The organism is Microbacterium sp. LMI12-1-1.1 (assembly GCF_040676455.1).
Taxonomy (GTDB): domain Bacteria; phylum Actinomycetota; class Actinomycetes; order Actinomycetales; family Microbacteriaceae; genus Microbacterium.
On the sequence record NZ_JBEGIA010000001.1, the window covers coordinates 870,252 to 890,790 of the forward strand.

Sequence of the window (20,539 nt, forward strand, 5' to 3'; positions counted from 1 at the left end):
ATTGCTCTTTCTTCTCGGTGGGATCCAGAGATCCCCTGGGTGCTCACTTCCCGACGAGGCAGCGTGTGGACCACGCCGGAAGGGAGATCTCGGTGGCTGCCGTCAGCTGCTCCGTCGTGACGGCGTCCTCCAGATCGATGCGGGGAGTGAAGGCTTGCGCTTCGCCGCTCCAGTTGAAGAGGAACCACACGCGCCGGCCGTCGGGGAGCGACCCCGAGCTCACGGTGACGGGAAGCGCGCGCGCCGTTGCGATCGCGTCGGCGTGGAGCGTCGGCGCGGCCCAGCGCAGGATGTCGGCCGCCAGAGCGGCGGAGGGGACAGTGCCGACGACGGTGATCCGTCCGTCGCCATGCTCCTGCGAGGTGACCGCGGCGAAGTCGCCGAAGCGGGGGTGCTCGTAGCGCACGACGGTGTCGGCGCCGTTCGGGAGGAGGCCGTCCGCCCACAGCGTCGCTGTCGCACCCTCGGACAGTGTCAGGCCCGCCTCCGACGAGACGGGCAGCGTCTCCTGAAGGTTGGAGAATTCCTCGTAGCTGACGCCGGCGGCATCTGCCAACAGCGCCGGCGCGACACTCACCCGGGCGCGAGCCTCCTCGTCGCCGTATCCGGTGCGGATGCCGACGATCAGGTGACCTCCGGCGGCTGCATACTCGCGCAGGAGCTCGAGATGGTCATCCGTGGCGACGTACAGACCGGCCGCGACGAGGACGGGGAACCGTGCGGCCAGTTCCCTCGCACCCCACGAGAGCGCCTGATCGGGATGCAGGACACGTGCCTGCGCGCCGCTGTCGATGACGCCGCGATGGTACGCGTCGAAGATGCGGGCGTAGGAGGAGCGATCCGGCTCGCCCGTTCCGGTGGGGAAGGTCGGGAAGAACTCCATCGCGAAACGCGAGTCGTTCGACCAGAGGATCGCGACGTCGGCGTCAGGTTCGTATCCGTCGAGCAGATCGCCGATCGCCGCGAGGTCCGCACCGACCTCCGCGAGCTCACGGTAGACCCGCCCAGGCTGGAGGCTGTGAGGGAGGATGCCTCCCCAGTACGTCTCGGTGCCGTACGGAAGCGAATGCCAATGCCAGTACTCGATCATCGCCGCGCCGCGTGAGACGAAGGCGAACGCCGCCTGGGTCAGCTGGCCGGGATAGGGCGGCATATTGAAATCCGAGCCTCCGATGGACTGCGCGTCTGTCTCGGTGACGAGGAATCTGCGCTGATTGGAGGAGAACAACCGGTCCGCCTGACGGAACAGCGGTGCGACCCCGCTGGTCGTCCACGGCGCGATCGGGGGCAGATCCTTCGTCGCGTCCAGGTGGTCCTGCATCGCGTAGTAGGGGTTTCCCGCCGTGATGTCGAGTGATCGGACGAGCTTCTCGTCGTCCAGTCCCGGACGCGGGTAGGCGATGCATGTCGTCACGAATTGCTCGGGCGTCGCGTACTCGCGCACGATGTCGGCCTGCCAGGCGATGAACTCGCTCGTGAGTTCCGCCTGGTACCGACGCCAGGCCAGGTCGTACTGCGGCAGCGAGTTGCCATCCGGCGTCCACAGATCGGACCAGTCGGACAGCCGGTGCGACCAGTAGGTGAGGCCCCACTCGCGATTGATCGTGTCGACGTCGCCGTACTTGGCGGCGAGTCGCCGCACGAACCGCCGGAACGTGCCGCGGTTGTGGAAGAGCACCATGCCGGGCTCGTTGTCGACCTGGAAGCCGATCACCGCGGGGTGTGCGGCGTACCTGCCTACGACGGCCCGGATGACGCGCTCCGCATGGAAGCGGAAGGCAGGGTGCGAGTAGTCGACCTCCTGTCGCGCCCCCCAGGGCATCGGCCTGCCGGTGCCGACCTCGGCGGCGATCTCGGGGTAGGCGCTCTGCAGCCATGGCGGGATCGCGTATGTCGGGGTGCCCAGCACGACCGCGATGCCGCGCGCGTGCGCGCCGTCGAGTACCGGCTGCAGCCACTCCAGATCGAACTCGCCGTCACGCGGTTCCCACGTCGACCACACCGACTCACCGACGCGGATGACGGTGAAGCCTGCGGCCTTCATCAGGTCCAGATCCAGTTCGACACGATCCGACTGGTGGTACTCCGCGTAGTACGCGGCGCCGAAGAGGATGCCGGATCGGGCGAGCTGCATGGGTGACTCCGTTGTCGTGGGGAAGCCGCATGTTTTCGGAAACATGGGTGCCGGGTCAGTATGTTTCCGATAACATCGCGATGTCAAGCGACAATCGAGGAACCGTGACTGAAGTGACCGAACCGCAACCTCCGACGCCCGTCGCGTCGGGGCGGGCAGCGACGATCTACGACGTCGCTCTGGTAGCCGGCGTCTCGCACCAGACGGTCAGCCGATTCCTGACCGGCTTCCCGGGCATCCGCGCCGAGACCAGGGCCCGCGTGGAGGCAGCGCTCGCCGAGCTCGACTACCAGCCGAACCTCTCCGCCCGCAGTCTGAAGTCGGGGCGCCCCCACCGGATCGGCGCCCTCGTCCACGACGAGACGGAGACCGGCCCCAGCCTCACCGCGCACGGCGCGACGATGCAGGCGCGGGAGTCGGGCTACCTGCTCGACCTGATCTCTCTGGACGCCCATGACCGCGACTCGATCGAGAAGACGCTTGCGTTGATCGGGCCGAACTCTCTGGCCGGAGTCCTCGCACTCGCGTCGACGGATGAGATGGTCCGCGCCTTCGACGCCGCCCACTTCACCACGCCTGCCTTCGTGCACACCGAGGCCGACGACACCCGTCTGGCCAAGACCGACGTCTCCCGCGTCGGCATCCCCGCCCTCATCGCCTACCTGCGCGACCTCGGCCACCGCCGGGTCGCCCATGTGGCAGGCCCGGCGAACTGGTCTGCCGGCCGCAACCGTGCGCGCGCCTTCGCAGCGGCGGTCGACGCACTCGGTCTCGTCCACGCCGGGGAGCTGGCCGGTGACTGGTCCGCACGGTCCGGGTTCGAAGCCATAGCGGGCCTCGAGGCTCTCTCCGACGCCACCGCCTATGTGGTCGCCAACGACCAGATGGCGATCGGCACCATCCTCGCCCTGAAGCGACGGGGCCTGCGCGTTCCCGGCGACGTCAGCGTCGTCGGCATCGACGATCTCCCCGAGTCGGCGTACATCGATCCGCCGCTGACGACGCTGCGGGTCGACCACGCGGCGCGAGGGCGCGAGGCGGTCGCCTCTCTCATCGGGCAGATCGAGGGGGTTGCTCCTCGGCCCGTGCACATAGAGATACCGCAGGTGGTCGTGCGCGAGTCGTCCGGCCCGGCCCCAGCTCATCGCTGAGAGGCTCTCAGGAGGAGACGGTGGCCTGCGACCTGACTGCACGCCAGGTGCCGGCTCGCAGTTCGAAGGTGGTCCGTGATCGCAACGGCCATTCGGCGTGCGCACCGTGGATGGTCGCGTCGACGATCGCTCGCGCATCGAGAACCGCGCTGTCGCCGCTGACGGTCACGGCGGCATCCTGCTCGTGAACGGCGTGATAGGTCATCTCTCCCGAGCGGATCTGTGCCAGCCACTCGCCCTTGGGTTGCCGGTACCCGCCGATGTGGACGGCGACGAAGCCGTCGTCGAGGATAGCGTCGAGTCCTGCGACATCGGCCTCGAGCATCGCGCGATTCTGTGCGCGGTAGAGCGCGAGGATCTGTTGCTCCGCCGCGGCAGTGGCGGCCGAGGGCTCATCTGCGGATCGTGTCATCGCTGACTCGACGAGCCGGCGGTGCCGGCGGTGTCGGCGGTCGCATCCGCGCGGACCGTCGCGCTCCAGGTAGCGAGGAGCTTGAGAGCATCCGCGGCACGGCTGCCGGGTTCGGCGGTGTACGCGAAGAGCGTCAGGCCTTCATCGCCCGGTAGTTGCATCGCCTGGAAGGTGAGCTCGAACTCCCCGACGACCGGATGACGGAACGTTTTGGTGCCGGTGCGATGGAAACGCACGTTCTGCGCGGCCCACATCCTCCGGAACTGCTCGCTCTTCGTGGACAGCTCACCTATCAGATCCGACAGATCACGGTTGTGCGGGTCACGCGCGGCCTCCTGCCGGAGGATCGCGACGGTGTCCTGCGCCATCGCATCCCACGCGGTCAGCTGCGTGACCGAGCGTTCGTCGAGGAACACGAACCGTGCGAAATTCACCGGTTCGCTGCCCTCGTCCTCGGAGTGGTAGAGCGCACGGGCGAGGTCGTTCATCGCGAGCACGTCGAGCCGACCGTTCTGCACGAACGCGGGCACGCCGGTCATCCCGTCGAGCAGGTGCTGAATGCTCGGGCGCACCTTCTCGGTGACACGGCGCCGCTGCCGCGGTGGAGACGCGTTCGCTGCGCGCGCCAGATCGAACAGATAGGCACGCTCGGCGTCATCCAGCTTCAGCGCCCGGGCCAGCGAACCCAAGATGCTGTCGCTGACGCCGGAGAGGTTTCCGCGCTCGAGGCGGTTGTAGTAGTCGACACTCATTCCCGAGATCGTCGCGAGCTCTTCCCGGCGCAGGCCGGGCACACGACGGATGCCGCCGTAGGTCTGCACGCCGGCCATCTCGGGGGTGATGCGAGCACGGCGTGACTTCAGGAACTCCTGCACGTCCTTGCTGTTGGTCACCTCTCCACGGTACGCGCGGTCGTTCGGCCGGTGGGAGGTACTGGCTTTACACGGAATGCCGGCGGCAGCCCGTCGCCGTGGTGCGCGCAGAGGCCCCCGACGCTCGGCGAAGGGCCTTCTGCGACAGGCGGGGGTCAGGCCTCCGGGATGGTGAACCCCATGTTCCGCTCGTCCATCTCACGTGCTGCGAGTACGGGTGCGGCTCGATCCCATTCACCGCCGGAAGGAACTCTGTCTCGGCCCCAGCGCAGCCAGGTGCTGCGGCTGGAGTTCGACACACCGATCGCACGCACCTTACCGTCGACCAGCAGCCGTTCCAGTGCCCGGTACGCGGCGACGCGTTGGGCGATACCGCACAATCCAATGCTGTCTTCGAATACGCGCGTGATTCCGCTGTCAGGGAGGCACTGGCATTACGCGTAAGAGCAGTCACTACCTGGGTGCGAGCGCCGCGAGTTGAGTGGAGATGACACAACCTCGGCCACTGGCCACCCGCGTACCCACCCACACAGACTCGATGGCCCACATCAGAGAGAACACACCATGACTGAAATTGCCGTCCTCATCGGTACCGGAAGCATCGGCGTCGCCATCGGCCGGCGTGCCGCCGTCGGCCGCAAACTCCTCCTCGCGGACCTCAACGAGCAGACGATGGCCGCCCTCGCCACGCAGCTGCACGGCGAAGGGTACGACGTGGCCACTCAGCAGATCGACATCGCCGACCCCGACTCCGTCGCCGCTCTCGCCGACGCCGCTGCAGCGCTCGGAGACGTCACCCGCGTGATCGTCGCCGCCGGTGTCTCACCGGTCCAGGCCAGCACCCAGCGGGTGCTCGAGGTCGACCTCGCCGGCACCGCCTACGTCCTCGAAGAGTTCGGCCGCGTCATCGCCACAGGCGGTTCCGGGGTCGTCATCGCGAGCATGGCCGGCCACATGGGAGACGGCTACTCGAAGGACCTCGAGAACGCACTCGCCTACACCCCCGCAGCCGAGCTTCTCGCGCTGGAGGCGCTGGACCCGGAAGCGGTTGGCGACTCCGGGGCCGCGTACACACTCGCCAAGCGCGCCAACGCGCTGCGTGTGCGGGCCGCTGCGGTCACGTGGGCCGCGCGCGGCGCCCGCGTGAACTGCCTCAGCCCCGGCATCATCTCGACCCCGCTCGCACAGGACGAGATGACCGGCCCCAACGCCGCCGGGTACGCCGCGATGATCACCGCATCCGCCGCCGGACGGATGGGCACGCCCGTCGAGATCGGCAACATCGCCGCCTACCTCCTCGGCCCCGAGGGCGCGTTCATCACCGGCTCCGACCTCCTCATCGACGGTGGCGTCATCGCCGCCATGCGCGCCGGGCAGCTCGCCTGATGGCTTGAAGTCCCGGTCGTCTGCGCGACCGGGACTTCAACCGTCCACACAACGACGGAACCGCAAGCGTCGTCAAATGGGAACCGCTGCAGACTCCTTGCGAACACTGGCATCGCGGGCTCGGGTGCTCACCTCCGCAGACCTCCGTGGGTCCTCGATCTTCTTCGCGAGCGGGCAGCCACGAGCAACCCGCGGCCTGTACGCAGGGTCGGCCGAACGCCGCCACTTCGAAGGGGTCCTCGCCGCCTTCCGCCGGCTGAGCGGCCAGAACGTCAGGGAAGCCAGGCAGGCATTCGAGCAGGCGCTCGCCGAGTCCTGACGTCACCGGCGCAAGAAGAAAGCCCCGGAGAATCGGCGAGATTCCGGGGCTGTCCGTAGCAGGAGCGGGGCTTGAACCCGCGACCTCACGATTATGAGTCGTGCGCTCTCACCAACTGAGCTACCCTGCCGCACGGCATCCGTGGTGAATGGAAATGGATGCTGCGAGCCCCGAGTCAGGATTGAACTGACGACCCCTTCCTTACCATGGAAGTGCTCTGCCACTGAGCTATCGGGGCGTGCTGCCTGCGAGCAGGCAACTAGAAGAGAATACCAGAGGCGCGGCATCCTTCCGAACCGGTCAGCCCACGGTGTGGGTGCCGTCGGTGTACTCCTGGAGCCACGGCCACGGGTCGATCGCAGTGGTGCCGTTCTTGAGGATCTCGAAGTGCGTGTGGGCGCCGTAGGAGCGTCCGGTGTTGCCCGTGTGGCCGATCACGGTACCCACCGTGATCTGCTGGCCGGGGGTGACCTCCAGCGATCCGTACTGCATGTGCGCATAGTGGCTCGAGAAGAGCTGACCGTCGATGATGTGGTCGATGATCACGTGCACGCCGTAGGCGCCGCCGGCCTCCGATGCGACACGGACGGTGCCGCCGGCAATGGCCTGCACGGGCGCGCCGTTGCCGGGCGTGAAGTCGATGCCCTCGTGCATGCGACCCGAGCGCATGCCGAACCCGTACGACATCGTGACGCCCACCGCGAAGGGCCACTGGATGTTCGAGTTCTGGTTGTTGTGGAACAGGTTCGAGAAGTTCTTGATCCCGGCCTCGGACGCGAGCTGGGCAGTCGTCGTGGTCGTGTAGTTCTCGGTGCGCTGGAGCGTGTCGTTCTGGGCGTCGCCCGGGGCGACGTACGCCTGGATCTCGGCCTCGTCGATCACCGGCACCGTGTTGTCGCCCATGGCGACGACCGAGAGCGAGGCGTCGGTGCCGTTGACCGCGGCGACGGCCTCGGCCGGCGTGGTCATGCCGACAGCCATGAGACCGACGATGCCGAAGACGCCCACCGAGAACGACGCGGTCGCGACGCGCTTGAAGGCGGCACCGCGGCGCGCCGGCGAGCGGCGGGGGGCGGTGTGCCGTGCGGGCTCGGCGTCGGCGTCGGCCTCGCCAGCGGCTGCCGCGTTCTGGACGGGGGTTTCGCCGGTGAAGGCGAACAGGCGCGAGGCAGCCTCGAACTCGTCGACATCGGATGCCGCAGGCTGCGGAATCGGACCGGTGAGGGGTCCGACACGCTCGGGGCGGGGGTCGGCGTGAACCTGGGTCGTCGGGGTCTCGGCGGGCTCCGACTCGGACGCGGCGGCCGGCTGCGGGGCCGTGGCCTCAGACGCGCGGGTTGCCTGCTCGACGTTCGGGGTCTGCGACGCGGCAGCTGCCCGGCGTGCCCGCGCAGCCTGCGGCGCGGCCTGCGCCTGCGGTTCGGCTGCGGCCGGCTGGGCCTCAGCGACGCGCGGCTCTGCTCGTCGCGGAGCAGCGGCCGGCTGGAGGGCGCCGGTCTCGACGAGCGGAGCCGCCGACGCGATCGTGGCGGCCGCTTCGGCGGCCAGGAGCTTCGCGAGGCTGTCGGCCGCCCACGTGGAAGCGGTGTCGGCGACGGGCTCGGTCGCGGCGGCGGCAGCGGCGGGCTCGACGGCGGTGGGAGCGACGGGCTCCACGGCGGCGGGAGCGGCGGGCTCGACGGCGGGCTCGAGAAGCTCGAACGGCTCGGCGGCGACGAGGACGGTGTCCAGCAGCGGCGCCGGCTCTTCGCGCGTCGGCAGCTCGGCCTCGAAGGCGGCGGCGGAGCGTTCCGGTGCGGCAGGAGTCTCGGGTGCGATCGGCGGTACGGCGACGACGGGCTGCTCGCCGGTCTGGGCGCGCCGGGTGCGGCGGCTCACGTGCTCGACCGGGGCCACCGGCGGAACAGCCGATGCTCCGGCACGAGCGCGGACGCGAGGCGCGACCGATTCGATGACCGGGCTCGATGCCACGGGGAGGTCCACCGACGACGGCGCGGGAGCTGCAGGTGCGACTGCGGCCGGCGGCAGGACGGGCGTCGCCGCGGGAGGAGTGTCGATCCCCGGCAGCATCGGTCGCGGGGCGGGGATGTCGGACGCCGGCGTCACCGAAGCGGGCGCCTGGGACTTGGTGGCGGCCGGAGTGGCGGCATCCGCTCGCTTGGCCTCGACAGGACGACCCCACACGACCGCGGGACGCTCGGGAGCGCCTCCCGCCGCCTGCCGCCTGACTGTGGCGCGACCCGTCCCCGGGGTCTCCGGCGTCGCCTGTACAGGCGTCGGCGAGGTACGGCTGGATCGGCGCGTGGGCGCAGGCTCAGCCATAGGGGAGTCGAAAGGCAAAGCGGAGTCGGGCTCTCGTGTCGTGCCGCGAGGGGGGGTGCACGCAGCAGGGCTGTCGGTCGGGCTATGACCACCTTCGCCGTTCGGGCAGCGAAGGTAACGATCGGGTAAACACTACCCCGAGCGTGCTGGGAATGCCATGTAAGACTCGGATTTCATGACGCGCGCTTCGTGAAAATTCGATGAGACGGCTGTCTCATACCAGTCCCGCCGCCTCGGCGAGGCGGTCGAAGATCGCCGGCGTCGCGGCGACCACGAGCGGTCCGCGCGGACCGCCGTCGGGTTCGGCACGGCCGAACCGGCCGCCCGCTTCGGTCACCAGCAGGGCGCCGGCGGCGAGGTCCCAGGGCGAGAGGCCGCGCTCGAAGTACCCGTCCAGGCGACCCGCGGCGACGTACGACAGGTCGAGCGAGGCGGCACCGGCGCGGCGGAGGTCGCGTGCCAGGCCCGGCATCACCCGGCCGATCAGATCGAGGTCTCCTGGGCGGGTCGCGGGATCGTATCCGAACCCCGTTGCGAGAAGCGCGCCAGCCGGTCCGACCTCCGGGTTGACGGCGATCCGGTGCACGCCCAGCCACGCGCCCTCGCCGCGCACCGCATGGAAGACCTCTCCGCTGACCGGGGCGAACACGACGCCCGCCAGCGCTTCCCACGCGTTGGGGGTCGGCTCGCCACGGACGGCGGCGATGCTGACCGCGTAGGTCGGGATGCCGTACGCATAGTTGACGGTGCCGTCGATGGGGTCGACGACCCATGTCACGTCACTGGCCCCGCGCTCGGCTCCGGTCTCCTCGCCGAGGAAGCCGTCGTCGGGGCGCGCGGCCTTCAGACGCGCGCGGATGAGCGCCTCGACCTCGCGATCGGCCTCGGTGACGATGTCAGCGAGGGCCGACTTCGTCGCGGCGATCGCCACACCCGCGTCACGACGCAGCCGGGCCAGCTCACCGGCTTCGCGGGCGATGTCGATGGCGAGGGATCCGAGGTCCTGCTCGAGGCTCATGCCTCCACGGTATCCGGCGGCGCTCGCAACGCCGGCGAACGAGGGGCAACGCTCGCGTGACGATGAACCGCCTCGATAGCGTGTGCGCATGCCCACCCGCTCCCCCGTCCACGACGTCGCCATCGTCGGTGGCGGCCACAACGCCCTCGTCGCCGCCGCGTACCTCGCCCGCGCCGGGCGCACGGTCGTGGTGCTCGAGCGGCTCGACCATGTCGGCGGCGCCGCGGTGTCGGAGGAACCGTGGCCGGGCGTCGCCGCACGGCTGTCGCGCTACTCCTACCTCGTGAGCCTGCTGCCGCAGCGCATCATCGATGACCTGGGGCTCGGCATCCGTCTGCTCCGCCGTCGCTACTCGTCGTACACGCCGGACCCGCAGGACCCTGCGCGCGGCATCCTCATCGACACGGCGGATGCCGCGGCCACCGCCGACGCCTTCGCCCGCGTGACCGGCGACACCGGTGAGGCGGCGCGCTTCGCGGCCTTGTCCGCGCGGATGGGACCGGTCGCACGGTTGATCTTCCCGTCGATGACCGAGCCGTTGCGCCGAGCCGGTGAGATGCGCGCGGCACTCGACGACGACCGGCTCTGGGAGGAGCTGTTCGAGCGGCCGCTGGGTGGACTGCTGCGTTCCTCCCTCGACACCGACATCGCCCGCGGCATCGCGCTCACCGACGGCCTCATCGGCACGTTCGCGTCGGCCGACGACGAAAGCCTGCGGCAGAACCGCTGCTTCCTGTATCACGTCATCGGCGGTGGGACCGGCGACTGGGACGTGCCGGTCGGCGGCATGGGTCGCGTGACATCCGAGCTGTCGCGCGCGGCGACCGAGGCGGGTGCCGACCTGCGCACCGGTGCGGAGGTCGTGGCCGTGACGCCCGACGGCGAGATCACCCTCGCAGACGACCGCACGGTGCACGCCCGACTGGTGCTGAGCGGCGTCGGCCCTGCCGTGCTCGCCCGGCTGCTCGCCGCGGGCGGAGCCCGCCCGGCGGGGGTCGGCACTGCACCGCCGGAAGGCGCGCAGCTCAAGGTCAACATGCTGCTGCGGCGCCTTCCCCGCCTCCGCGACGAGCGGGTGGCTCCCGAGGCCGCGTTCGCCGGGACCTTCCACGTCAACGAGACGATGTCGCAGCTCGACCGGGCGCATGCGACGGGCCTGGCCGGCGGCATCCCCGAGCCGCTGCCGGCCGAGATCTACTGCCACTCGCTGACCGACCCGTCGATCCTCGGCCCTGAACTGCGCGCCGCGGGCGCGCACACGCTGACGCTCTTCGGCCTGCAGGTGCCGCATCGGCTGCTCGAAGGCCGGGATCCGGATGCCGCGCGCATGGCGCTCCTCGAGGCGGCTCAGCGCTCGCTCGACACGGTACTCGCCGAGCCCATCGCCGACTGCGTGTACGAGGCGCCGGACGGCTCGGCGTGCGTGGAGGCGCGGACGACGGCCGATCTGGAGCAGTCACTGGGCATGGTCGGCGGCGACATCTTCCACGGCGCGCTGTCGTGGCCGTGGGCCGACGACGAAGACACGCTCGTCACGCCTGCCGAGCGCTGGGGCGTCGCCACGGAGCACCCGAACGTGCTGGTGTGCGGTTCGGGCGCCCGAAGGGGCGGCGCCGTCAGCGGCCTCGGCGGGCACAACGCGGCGATGGCCGCACTCGAGCTGCTCGCCGGCTGAAGATCGCTTCCGCGCGATGTCGGCGCGTCCCGCGGTCAGGCGCGCGGCGGCAGCGGCGGGGGCGGCGGGTACCCCTCGTATCCGGGAGCCGTGGTGGGCTGCGCCGGCGCCGCGGGCTGCGACGGCGTGGGTGCTGCCGGGGCCGCCTGCGGCTCGGAGTGCGCGACCGGCTCGATCGCCGTGAAGACGTGGGCGCCGGGCGACGGGTACCCGGTGTAGTACGCGTTCCAGTCGGGCGAGCCGTCGGGAAGCATCGGCAGCGGTGTGACGGCGTCGACGTACGTCGGCCACGGGAGCAGCTCCTGCGCGGCCGGTGCCGCGGGGGCGGCGAGCGCGCCGTACGGGGCCGGCGGTGCGAGAGGGGCGTGCGCGACGTGGGCGTGCGGCTTCTTGGGGGCGAACAGCACGTTGACGAGCGGAACGAGGGCGGTGCCGAGCGCGGCGAGGATCGCGACGGCCACGACGATGCGCCAGTAGATGTCGGCGAGGAGGAGCCACTCCCCGAAGGCGAGCGGGATGATCAGCAGTGCGGCCAGTGCGACGACAAGCGAGATGGTGATGACCGCGACGGTACGGGTGAAGGGCGTGTCGTAGCGCTGGAAGGCCTTGAGGTAGAACCGCACGTGCAGCAGCACCAGCTGAAGGATCAGCACGATGAGCAGGAACTGGATGAACCGCGAGAATCCGAGCCAGGGGTAGCGCTCCGGCATCCAGATCATGATGGCGCCGAGCAGGAGCGCCACGATCCACGACCCCATGCTGGCCAGTGCGAACCACGCGGGGCGAGTCGGCGCCAGGTGCGCGTCGAGGATCGCGACGCCGGCGAAGCCCACCAGCAGCAGGATCGTCAGGAACGCCCGGCCGATGATGTCGTTCTGAGAGCCCAGGAGTACCCAGAGCACGCACACGACGGCGGCCGCGATGAGTGCGCCGATCGCCACCCAGATGGCGGCGCGCAGCAGCGACGAGCGGGAGCCGTCGGCGTGCGCGGCCTGATCCATCGCCGGGGCGGGCGTCGCATACGGGTCGGGCGCGGTCATGGCGTTCCTCTCGTGATGCGGGCGGACTGCCTGCACTGCCATCCTGACACGCCGCACCGCACCGCGTGGATGCCGATTCCGTGGTGCGCAGGCGAAGCCTCCGGGAGGTGCGAAGCCGGATGCCTCATCCCGTGGCGCGTCCGAGCCCTTCGACCAGTTCGGCGCCGGGAAGCGCGAGGAGGGCACGGCCCGGCAGGAACAGCTTGCTGCCGCGCACTCCCCCGCCGATGACCACCTCGGGCGCAGCCGCGACGGCCGCGTCGACGAAGATCGGCCAGCCGGCCGGAAGCCCGATCGGGGTGATGCCGCCGTACTCCATGCCGCTCAGCTCGACCGCCTCGTCCATGGGAGCGAACGACGCGCTCCGCACGTCCAGACGCCGGCGCACGACCCCGTTCACGTCGGCTCGTGTGGTGGCGAGCACCATGCAGGCGGCGAAACGCACCTCGCTGCCGCGCTTGCCCTTCACGACGACGCAGTTGGCGGACGCCTCCGGCGCCACCCCGTACCGCTCGCAGAACGCTGCGGTGTCGGCGAGCGCCGCATCGATGGCGGCGACGCCCACCGTCTCGGCGATCTCGGGAGCGAGCCGCGCGAGTCCGTGGGTGACGGCGGGGCTCACGAGTTCGGGATGCCGCGTCGCGGCCTCTGCGGTGAGGGTTCCGGTGGCGGTCCACGTCATGGCCATCAGGCTACCGAGCCTGGAACCACGAAGCGCCCCACGAGGGGGCGCTTGCAAGTGGTGGCGAGTGAGGGATTCGAACCCCCGAAGTCTAAGACGGCTGATTTACAGTCAGATCCCTTTGGCCGCTTGGGTAACTCGCCGGGCGCGCACCCGTCCGACTTTTCCAGACGACCGGAGGCGCGATCCACAATCTTACGCGTAGATGCGCGAGGTCAGAAATCCGCACAGCGGACGACCCGACGACGCCCGAGGATCACAGCGATTCAGGTGCCGATGTGGTCCATGTCGAGCCCGCTGAGCGCACTGGGGGTGCGCAGCAGCGCCCCTTCGAACCGGCACGTGGCTGCCGCGGCATCCATCGCCGACTGCAGCACCGCCTCCCACGCGTCTGCGTCCGCGGGTGTGCTCTCGACGAGTGCGGCGACGGTCGCGGCCAGCGCGGCATCTCCGGCGCCCATCGTGTCGACGATGCGGCCGGGGAGGTTGGAGATCGGCCGCGTCACCACGACGTCGCCTGCCTCGATCGTGGCGCCGGCCGCGCCCTCCGTCGCGAGCACGGCGCGGGCGCCGAGGTCGACGAGTCGGGCGCGCAGCGCATCCAGGCGATCGCCGTAGAGCAGGGCGGCGTCATCCTCGCCGACCTTGACGAGAGCGGCACCCGCCGCCAGCTGCTCGAAGCCCCGCACGAACTCCGCCTTGTCGTGAAGCATGCCGGTCCGCGGATTCGGGTCGACGGCGACCGAGGCGCCCGCCTCCCCGATCGCGTCGGCCAGCTCCGCGGCCTGCTCGGCGTCGTCGAACGCGAGGCAGCTCACGACCACGAGGTCGGCATCCGCGAGTGCCCGCCGTTCGGCGTCGCCGAATCTGATGCGCCGCTGCTGTGCCGCCTCGTTGAACTCGTACACGGGCTCGCCGCCGCCGGAGCGTGTGCTCACGGCGCGCGCCGTGCCGATGAGGGAGGGCGTCGCGATGAGATCGACGCCGAAGTCGGCGAGGTAACGCCGTACGCGTGAGGCGGGCTCGTCGTCGCCCAGCATCGCGACGAGGGTCGCGGGCACGCCCAGCTGCGCGAGCCCGACGGCCACGTTCAGCGCGGCTCCGCCGACGAACTCCCGCACGCCGTGGTCGTCGCGCAGCTCGTCGATCAGCGCGTCGCCCACCACCACGACGGTCATCGCGCGACCCCTGCGGTCTCGAGCACGCGGCCCACGAAGGCCTCGGTGCGGCGCCGGGTGCCGTCGATCTTGCGGTCGACGCTCGCGCGCACCTCATTCGGGGCCAGCGGCGCGGCCAGCCGCACGTTCTCGTGGCACGACAGGTCGGCGCAGATGTACGTGCCGACGCTGTCGCCGTGGACGCCCGCCTCACCGGCCTTGCGCGCCGTGTACATCACCACCTGGTCTGCCGGCTGCATGGTGTGGCACAGGTTGCACAGCGCAGCACGGGCGTGCGACGACCCCTCGGCGCCGCGCAGCACGACGCCCGCCGGCTCGCCGTCGATCTCGGCGACGAGGTAGCCACGGCCGCGGCTTCGCGGGTCGCGCCACGCCAGGAAATCGAGGTGATCCCAGTCGGTGAGCATGAAGTCGGCAGGCAGGGTCACGAGCCGCAGCTCGTCCGACGATGCGTTCACGAACGACGAACGCACTTCTTCCTCGGTCAGTGGGCGCATGGCACCTCCTCGCCCGCCCAGTCTACGAATGACGGATGCCTGCGCCACCCCGCCTCCCGCCGCCGCCCCGACCGCGAGACTTCAGCGCGTGGATCCCGTCGCCGCTGCGCGGTCAGCGCGGGGCGGACTCGGCGGCGTCGTCGACGGGGCCGGTGGGCTCGGCTGCGGCATCCGCTCCCGTGCTGCGGTCGCGGATGAGGAACCCGAACGCGAACGCGATGAAGAACATGAGCACGCCGTACACGGCGGCGGGGAGCGAGAGCTCCACCGAGCCCAGCACCGTCTGCGCGATGACGATCGCCAGCGTGGCGTTGTGGATGCCGATCTCGAACGACGATGCGATCGACTGCCGTCTGCCGACCTTCGCCAGGCGCGGGGCGAAGTAGCCGATCGTGAGGCTGATGAGGCAGAACACGATCGTGATGAGCGACAGGCGGCCGAAGTTCTCGAGGAGGAGCGCCCAGTTCTGCGCGACGGCCCCGACGATGACGACGACGAGGATGACGACCGATGCGATGCGCACCGGCTTGTTCATCGCCGTCGCGAACCGCGGCCAGAAGCGGCGCACGATCATTCCGAGTGCGACCGGGAGCAGCACGATCGCGAAGACCTCGATGGTCTTCGCCCACTGCAGTCCGAGCTGGTCGTCGAACGGGTTGAAGTAGAGGATCGCCAGGTTCGTGATGAGCGGGAGCGTGAACACGGCGATCACGGAGTTCACCGCCGTGAGCGAGATGTTCAGGGCCACATCGCCTCGGAACAGGTGACTGTAGAGATTGGCGGTGGTTCCGCCCGGAGATGCGGCGAGCATCATCATGCCGACCGCCAGCACGGGCGGCAGCTGGAACGCCAGCACGAGACCGAAGCAGATCAGGGGCAGCAGGACCAGCTGGCACAGCAGCGCGACGATCACCGCCTTCGGCTGCTTGAGGACGCGGGTGAAGTCGCCGGGGGTGAGGCTCATGCCGAGCCCGAACATGATGATGCCGAGGGCTACGGGCAGCCCGATGGTGGTCAACGCTGACATGGCACTCAGTGTGCAGGATCCTGCGACCGCGTGTCACGGAAAGTCCACAGCCTGCCGCGGCACGACCCGGGCGCGGGCGCCACAAAAGGCGGAGCGGATGCCGCGGCATCCGCTCCGCCCGTTCGAGGTCGTCTCAGCCCTTGGTCGCGCCGGCGGTCAGTCCGCCCACGATGTACTTCTGCAGGAGCAGGAACACCACGACCACCGGGATCGCTGCCATGACCGCACCGGCCGAGAACGCCGACCAGTCCGCGTAGCGGGGGTTGGAGACCAGCTTCGTCAACCCGACGACGAGGGTCTGCTTCTCCGGGTCGATCAGCATGACGCTCGCGATGACGTACTCGTTGACGATGCCGATGAAGGACAGCAGGCCCACCACCGCGAGGATCGGCGCCACCAGACGCAGGATGATCGTGAAGAAGATGCGCGCATGGCCGGCGCCGTCGATCTTCGCGGCCTCGTCGAGCTCCTTGGGGATCGTGTTGAAGAACCCGTACATGAGGTACGTGTTGACGCCCAGCGCACCGCCGAGATAGATCAGGATCAGACCGCTGAGCGTGTTCAGGCCGATCGCCGGGAACCAGTCGCCGATGGTGCTCATCATGAGGAAGATCGCGACCACGGCGAGCAGCTGCGGGAACATCTGCACCACGACGATCGTGATCAGGCCCACGCGGCGGCCCGCGAAGCGCATGCGCGAGAAGGCGTACGCGGCGAGCGCCCCGATGAACACCATGACGAAGCCGGTGACCGTGGCCACGACGATCGTGTTGAGGAACCACATCGGGTACGGGATCTGCGGATCGGTCAGGATGCGCACATAGCTGTCGATGCCGATCGCCGAGAACAGCTGGTTCGACCCCGTCAGGGTGCCCTGCGGGTTCAGCGACGCCGACAGGACGTACAGCAGCGGGAAGATCGCGAAGATCGAGACCACGATCGCGACGACATGACGCCACCCCGTGTCGGCGAACCACCGGCCGAAGGAACGGCGGCGCTGGGTCGGCTCGTACTCCGCCGCCGCGGTCGTGCTCTGCGCGGTCTGGTCACTGTGTGACAGTCGGACCTCGGTCATGTCAGTTCAACTCCTCGAGGGCCTTGGTCTTGCGGAAGCTGACGATCGAGATCAGGGCGACCACGATGAAGATGAGGATCGTGAAGGCGGATGCGAGGCCGTAGTCGCGGTTCTCGCCGGTGAACGCCACCTTGTAGACCATCGAGATCAGGATGTCGGTGTGCCCGACGCGGATCGCCGTGTCCTCCATGCGCGGACCGCCCCCGGTGAGCATGTAGATCAGGTTGAAGTTGTTGAAGTTGAACGCGAACGACGCGATCAGGAGCGGCGTCACGGTCACCAGCAGCAGCGGAAGCTTGATGCGGCGGAAGATCTGCCACGGGTTCGCGCCGTCCATCACGCCGGCCTCGTTGACCTCATCCGGGATGCCCTGCAGCGCGCCCATGCACACCAGGAACATGTAGGGGAAGCCGAGCCACAGATTCACCAGGAGCACCGAGACCTTGGCGAGCCACGGGTCGGTGAGCCACGGGATCTCGGCCCCACCCAGCAGCACCTGGTTGATGAATCCGAAGCTCTCGTTCATCATGCCCGCCCACACGAGCGCCCCCAGGAAGGCGGGGAACGCGTACGGCAGGATCAGCATGATCCGGTACGTGTTCTTGAAGCGCATGCCCTTGTGGTTGAACACCAGTGCGAGCAGGAGACCGAGGAAGAAGGTGGAGGCCACCGACACCGCGGCGAACACGAAGGTCCACGCGGTCACGGAGAGGAGGGGCCCCCGGATCGAGGCATCCGTCACCGCTTTGACGAAGTTCTCGAAGCCGACGAAGACCTGCCAGCCCGGGAGCAGCTCCTCCCCCTCGTCCGAGACGAACGCGCCCTCGCCGTTGTCGGTGTACACGGTGCCCGTGTTGGTGTCGGTCATCGTGGCGGCCGTCGCGTCGTACTCGAGAGTCGAGACGTACAGGTAGCCCTTCTGGCCGTCCTGCGTGCGGATCGCGCCGTCGTTCGGGTCGTCGCTGTACGGGACGGCGAGCGCCTCGATGTCGTTGCTTCGCGAGAGCACGTCGGCGAACTGGAGGGTCGTCCAGCCGTCGACGGCGACGGCCTTGCCGCCCTCCATCGTGGCGTCGTCGACCGGCTCGAGCGGCTGCAGGTTGGTGCCCAGCGAGACATCGCCGTCAGTGGGGTCGGTCACGAGCAGACCGAGTTCGCCGACACGCTCGACCACGGTGACATCGAACGTCGGCGAGTCCTCGACGCGCACGAGCGAGGACCGCATGAGCGAGGCGACGGCCTGGTCCTTGCTGCCGTTGTGGCCGGTGCCGTAGTTGGTGAAGCCGATGTAGCCCGTGTAGACGAGCGTGAAGATCTGGAAGACGATGAGCAACAGGATGCCCGGCGTCAGGTACTTGGCGGGGATCTGCTTGCGCGAGAAGTAGATCCAGTTCACGAGGATCGTCACAGCGGCGACGAGGGCGAGAACGAGCCACTCGTTGTGCAGGAACAGCACGAACACCGCGAAGACGGCGACGGCGTCCACGATCGCGAGCAGAGCGATCTTGAAGATCAGCCAGCGCAGGCGGCCGCCGGCGGCATCGGCCATGCGCGCGGCGCTGCGCTGCCGTGGGCTCGGAGGCGCCGTGTCTTCGGGCGCCGTCGTGAGGGTGTCGGTCATGCTTCGTCCTCGTCGTGGGTGGAGCCATGACCGGGGCGGGTGCGCGAGCACCCACCCCGGTCACCGTTGCGGTCCGTGGGACCGCGACGGACTGCTTACTGGATGGCGGTGGTCACGTCATCGACGAGCTTCTGCCACGTCGCGGTGGGGTCGGCACCGTTGATGATCGCAGCCTCGGCCACGCCCCAGAACTCCCAGACCGCACCCATCTGCGGGATGGCGGGCATCGGGACGGCCTCGGCGCCCACGGCCTGGAAGCCGGCGACGATCGGGTCGGAGGCGGCCGCGTCGGCAGCGGCGGTGAGGGCGGGCAGCACGTTGCCGGCCTCGAACAGCGACAGCTGGACGTCCTCGGTGCCGATGTAGTTGACGAGGAAGTCGTTCGCGGCGACCTTGTTGTCGGACTCCGAGCTCACGAAGAAGCCCTTGACACCGGCGAACGGCTGCGCCGGGGCGTCGGTCGGGCTGGGGATGACGTCGATCGCGACGTTGATGCCGCCGTCGACCGCCGCGCCCACGTTCCACGGGCCGGTCAGCCAGAAGGCCGCCTCACCCGCGAGGAACTTGTCCTTCGCGATCTGACCGTCGATGTCGGTGTTGAACGCACCGGCGGCACCCTGCGCGCCGAGCCACGTGGCGAACTCGAAGCCGCCCTCGTTGCCCATCTGCAGGTCGGTCGGGTCGTAGTTGCCCTCTGCGTCGGTGCCGAACACCGGAGCGCCGAACGCCGTCTGGTACGGGTACAGGTGGTAGGGGTTGCCCTCGACGCCCTGCTCCACGACGAACGGCGTGGCCAGGCCCGCCGCGGTGCCCTTGGCGATCATGTCGTCGAAGCTCGCCGCTGCCTCGGGGATGAGGTCCGCGTTACGGAGCACCGCGATGTTCTCGACCGCATACGGGAGCATGTAGGTCGTACCCTCGTAGGTCGACGCCTGCAGCGCGACGGGAGCGTAGTCGGCAGCGGTGTCGCCGAGCTCGATCGGGGCGACGACGCCATTCGACGAGAGCTCGCCGAGCCAGTCGTGCGCGCCCATGACGACATCGGGTCCGCGGCCGGTGGGCGCCTGCTGGATGAAGTCGTTCTTGATGTTGTCGACGTCCTTGCCGACGAGGTCGACCTCGACACCGGTCTTCTCGGTGTAGGCCTCTGCAGCGCCCTTCAGTGCGTCGACACGCTCGGTGTCGACCCAGACGGTCAGTTCGGTCGACGCGTCGCCCTCATCGCTGTCGGCAGGGGTGCCGCTGCCGGCGCAGCCGGCGAGGACGATGGATGCGACGGCCAGGCCGCCGAGAGCGAGCCAGCTCTTCTTGTTCACCTTCATCGGTGCAGTGCCTCTCTGGAGTACTGAGTGAGTTCGGCCGCGTTGCCGATCGCGACAGTGCGGCTGTGACTCGTGCTGCGAAATGCAAGCGCTTACATTATTACCTTGCGCCGTGAGATCTGGCAACACGGGCTTGGGATCGATATCCCGCCGTGATAGAGCGAAAGAATTTGAAATCGCTTGCAGGCGCTTTCCCATGTCACGCCGGCTCTGGATCGCCGGGACCGCGCCACGACACCGGGGCGCGGCATCCGCTCGGCCACTAAACTTCCCCGCATGGCAGATTCCTCGTTCGACATCGTCAGCAAGGTCGACCACCAGGAGGCGGAGAACGCCCTCAACCAGGCGCGCAAAGAGATCGAGCAGCGCTACGACTTCAAGGGCACCGGCGCCTCCGTCGAGTGGAGCGGCGAGTCGGTGCTCATCAAGGCGAGCACCGAGGAGCGCGCGAAGGCCGTCCTCGACGTCTTCCAGTCGAAGCTCATCAAGCGCGGCATCTCCTTGAAGAGCCTGGAGTCCGGGGAGCCCTTCGCCAGCGGCAAGGAGTACCGGATCGTCTCGACGATCAAGGACGGCATCTCGTCGGAGAATGCGAAGAAGATCTCGAAGATCATCCGCGACGAGGGGCCCAAGGGCGTCAAGTCGCAGATCCAGGGCGACGAACTGCGCGTGCAGTCCAAGTCCCGCGACGACCTGCAGGAGGTGCAACGCCTGCTGAAGGCCGCCGATCTCGAGGTCGACCTGCAGTTCATCAACTACCGGTAGCGCCAGCTCCTGACCTGCGGTGTTTCAGGCAGCGGACGGAGGG

The 20,539-nt window shown here is 69.2% G+C and carries 18 protein-coding genes and 3 tRNA genes; 5 read left to right on the forward strand and 16 right to left on the reverse strand.

Annotated features, from left to right (window positions below):
- Positions 1–43 precede the first annotated feature (43 nt).
- Complete coding sequence (locus MRBLMI12_RS04260; protein ID WP_363354166.1) at positions 44–2,134, reverse strand: beta-galactosidase; 2,091 nt, start codon at positions 2,132–2,134, stop codon at positions 44–46.
- A gap of 113 nt (positions 2,135–2,247) precedes the next feature.
- Between MRBLMI12_RS04260 and MRBLMI12_RS04265 the strand changes: the two genes are divergently transcribed.
- Positions 2,248–3,285 (forward strand): LacI family DNA-binding transcriptional regulator, encoded by a 1,038-nt coding sequence (locus MRBLMI12_RS04265; protein WP_363354168.1) that lies wholly within the window; start codon positions 2,248–2,250, stop codon positions 3,283–3,285.
- A 7-nt stretch (positions 3,286–3,292) separates the two neighbouring features.
- On the opposite strand, the gene MRBLMI12_RS04270 is transcribed toward MRBLMI12_RS04265, so the two are convergent.
- Together MRBLMI12_RS04270 and MRBLMI12_RS04275 are read right to left on the reverse strand one after the other, a co-directional pair.
- The gene (locus MRBLMI12_RS04270) at positions 3,293–3,697 is read right to left on the reverse strand and encodes a nuclear transport factor 2 family protein (RefSeq protein ID WP_363354170.1); all 405 of its coding nucleotides are present in this window, start codon (positions 3,695–3,697) and stop codon (positions 3,293–3,295) included.
- Positions 3,694–4,590 carry a helix-turn-helix transcriptional regulator gene (locus tag MRBLMI12_RS04275; RefSeq protein WP_363354172.1) on the reverse strand — a complete coding sequence of 299 codons (897 nt, stop codon included), beginning with the start codon at positions 4,588–4,590 and terminating at the stop codon, positions 3,694–3,696. Before MRBLMI12_RS04275 ends, MRBLMI12_RS04270 begins: the two co-directional genes overlap by 4 nt.
- 543 nt (positions 4,591–5,133) lie before the next feature.
- Between MRBLMI12_RS04275 and MRBLMI12_RS04280 the strand changes: the two genes are divergently transcribed.
- Positions 5,134–5,955 (forward strand): SDR family oxidoreductase, encoded by an 822-nt coding sequence (locus tag MRBLMI12_RS04280; protein ID WP_363354174.1) that lies wholly within the window; start codon positions 5,134–5,136, stop codon positions 5,953–5,955.
- 76 nt (positions 5,956–6,031) lie between these two features.
- The gene (locus MRBLMI12_RS04285; protein WP_363354176.1) at positions 6,032–6,274 is read left to right on the forward strand and encodes a hypothetical protein; all 243 of its coding nucleotides are present in this window, start codon (positions 6,032–6,034) and stop codon (positions 6,272–6,274) included.
- 56 nt (positions 6,275–6,330) lie between these two features.
- Here MRBLMI12_RS04285 and MRBLMI12_RS04290 read toward each other — a convergent pair.
- The 4 genes from MRBLMI12_RS04290 to MRBLMI12_RS04305 all read right to left on the reverse strand — a co-directional run bounded on the left by MRBLMI12_RS04290 (position 6,331) and on the right by MRBLMI12_RS04305 (position 9,614).
- Positions 6,331–6,404: transfer RNA gene (locus MRBLMI12_RS04290), tRNA-Met, on the reverse strand.
- Positions 6,405–6,440: 36 nt separating this feature from the next.
- Positions 6,441–6,512: transfer RNA gene (locus tag MRBLMI12_RS04295), tRNA-Thr, on the reverse strand.
- Between the two features lie 62 nt (positions 6,513–6,574).
- Positions 6,575–8,458, reverse strand: a complete 1,884-nt coding sequence (locus MRBLMI12_RS04300; RefSeq protein ID WP_363354178.1) for a M23 family metallopeptidase — start codon at positions 8,456–8,458, stop codon at positions 6,575–6,577.
- Positions 8,459–8,810: 352 nt separating this feature from the next.
- On the reverse strand, positions 8,811–9,614 hold the full coding sequence (locus MRBLMI12_RS04305) for an inositol monophosphatase family protein (RefSeq protein ID WP_363354180.1): 804 nt from the start codon (positions 9,612–9,614) through the stop codon (positions 8,811–8,813).
- A gap of 88 nt (positions 9,615–9,702) precedes the next feature.
- Here MRBLMI12_RS04305 and MRBLMI12_RS04310 point away from each other — a divergent pair, with 88 nt between their 5' ends.
- Complete coding sequence (locus MRBLMI12_RS04310) at positions 9,703–11,289, forward strand: phytoene desaturase family protein (RefSeq protein WP_363354182.1); 1,587 nt, start codon at positions 9,703–9,705, stop codon at positions 11,287–11,289.
- Positions 11,290–11,324: 35 nt separating this feature from the next.
- On the opposite strand, the gene MRBLMI12_RS04315 is transcribed toward MRBLMI12_RS04310, so the two are convergent.
- From MRBLMI12_RS04315 to MRBLMI12_RS04355, 9 genes are all read right to left on the reverse strand, one after another.
- Positions 11,325–12,329, reverse strand: coding sequence for a hypothetical protein (locus tag MRBLMI12_RS04315; RefSeq protein ID WP_363354184.1), 1,005 nt, complete (start codon positions 12,327–12,329; stop codon positions 11,325–11,327).
- Between the two features lie 124 nt (positions 12,330–12,453).
- Positions 12,454–13,017: a YbaK/EbsC family protein gene (locus MRBLMI12_RS04320; RefSeq protein ID WP_363354186.1), complete on the reverse strand. Its 564-nt coding sequence runs from the start codon at positions 13,015–13,017 to the stop codon at positions 12,454–12,456.
- Between the two features lie 52 nt (positions 13,018–13,069).
- Positions 13,070–13,154, reverse strand: a tRNA-Tyr gene (locus tag MRBLMI12_RS04325).
- A 123-nt stretch (positions 13,155–13,277) separates the two neighbouring features.
- The gene (locus MRBLMI12_RS04330; RefSeq protein ID WP_363354188.1) at positions 13,278–14,189 is read right to left on the reverse strand and encodes a PfkB family carbohydrate kinase; all 912 of its coding nucleotides are present in this window, start codon (positions 14,187–14,189) and stop codon (positions 13,278–13,280) included.
- Positions 14,186–14,686 (reverse strand): FBP domain-containing protein, encoded by a 501-nt coding sequence (locus MRBLMI12_RS04335; RefSeq protein ID WP_349428536.1) that lies wholly within the window; start codon positions 14,684–14,686, stop codon positions 14,186–14,188. Before MRBLMI12_RS04335 ends, MRBLMI12_RS04330 begins: the two co-directional genes overlap by 4 nt.
- Positions 14,687–14,798: 112 nt before the next feature.
- Complete coding sequence (locus MRBLMI12_RS04340; protein ID WP_363354190.1) at positions 14,799–15,713, reverse strand: bile acid:sodium symporter family protein; 915 nt, start codon at positions 15,711–15,713, stop codon at positions 14,799–14,801.
- A gap of 133 nt (positions 15,714–15,846) precedes the next feature.
- Positions 15,847–16,788, reverse strand: coding sequence for a sugar ABC transporter permease (locus MRBLMI12_RS04345; RefSeq protein WP_363354192.1), 942 nt, complete (start codon positions 16,786–16,788; stop codon positions 15,847–15,849).
- A gap of 1 nt (position 16,789) precedes the next feature.
- Entirely contained in the window at positions 16,790–18,409 is a 1,620-nt protein-coding gene (locus tag MRBLMI12_RS04350) for an ABC transporter permease subunit (RefSeq protein ID WP_363354194.1), read from the reverse strand.
- A gap of 95 nt (positions 18,410–18,504) precedes the next feature.
- Positions 18,505–19,731, reverse strand: coding sequence for a sugar ABC transporter substrate-binding protein (locus tag MRBLMI12_RS04355; protein WP_363354196.1), 1,227 nt, complete (start codon positions 19,729–19,731; stop codon positions 18,505–18,507).
- A gap of 276 nt (positions 19,732–20,007) precedes the next feature.
- On the opposite strand from MRBLMI12_RS04355, the gene MRBLMI12_RS04360 reads away from it, so the two are divergent.
- The gene (locus MRBLMI12_RS04360) at positions 20,008–20,496 is read left to right on the forward strand and encodes a YajQ family cyclic di-GMP-binding protein (protein WP_163618360.1); all 489 of its coding nucleotides are present in this window, start codon (positions 20,008–20,010) and stop codon (positions 20,494–20,496) included.
- Positions 20,497–20,539: the final 43 nt, after the last annotated feature.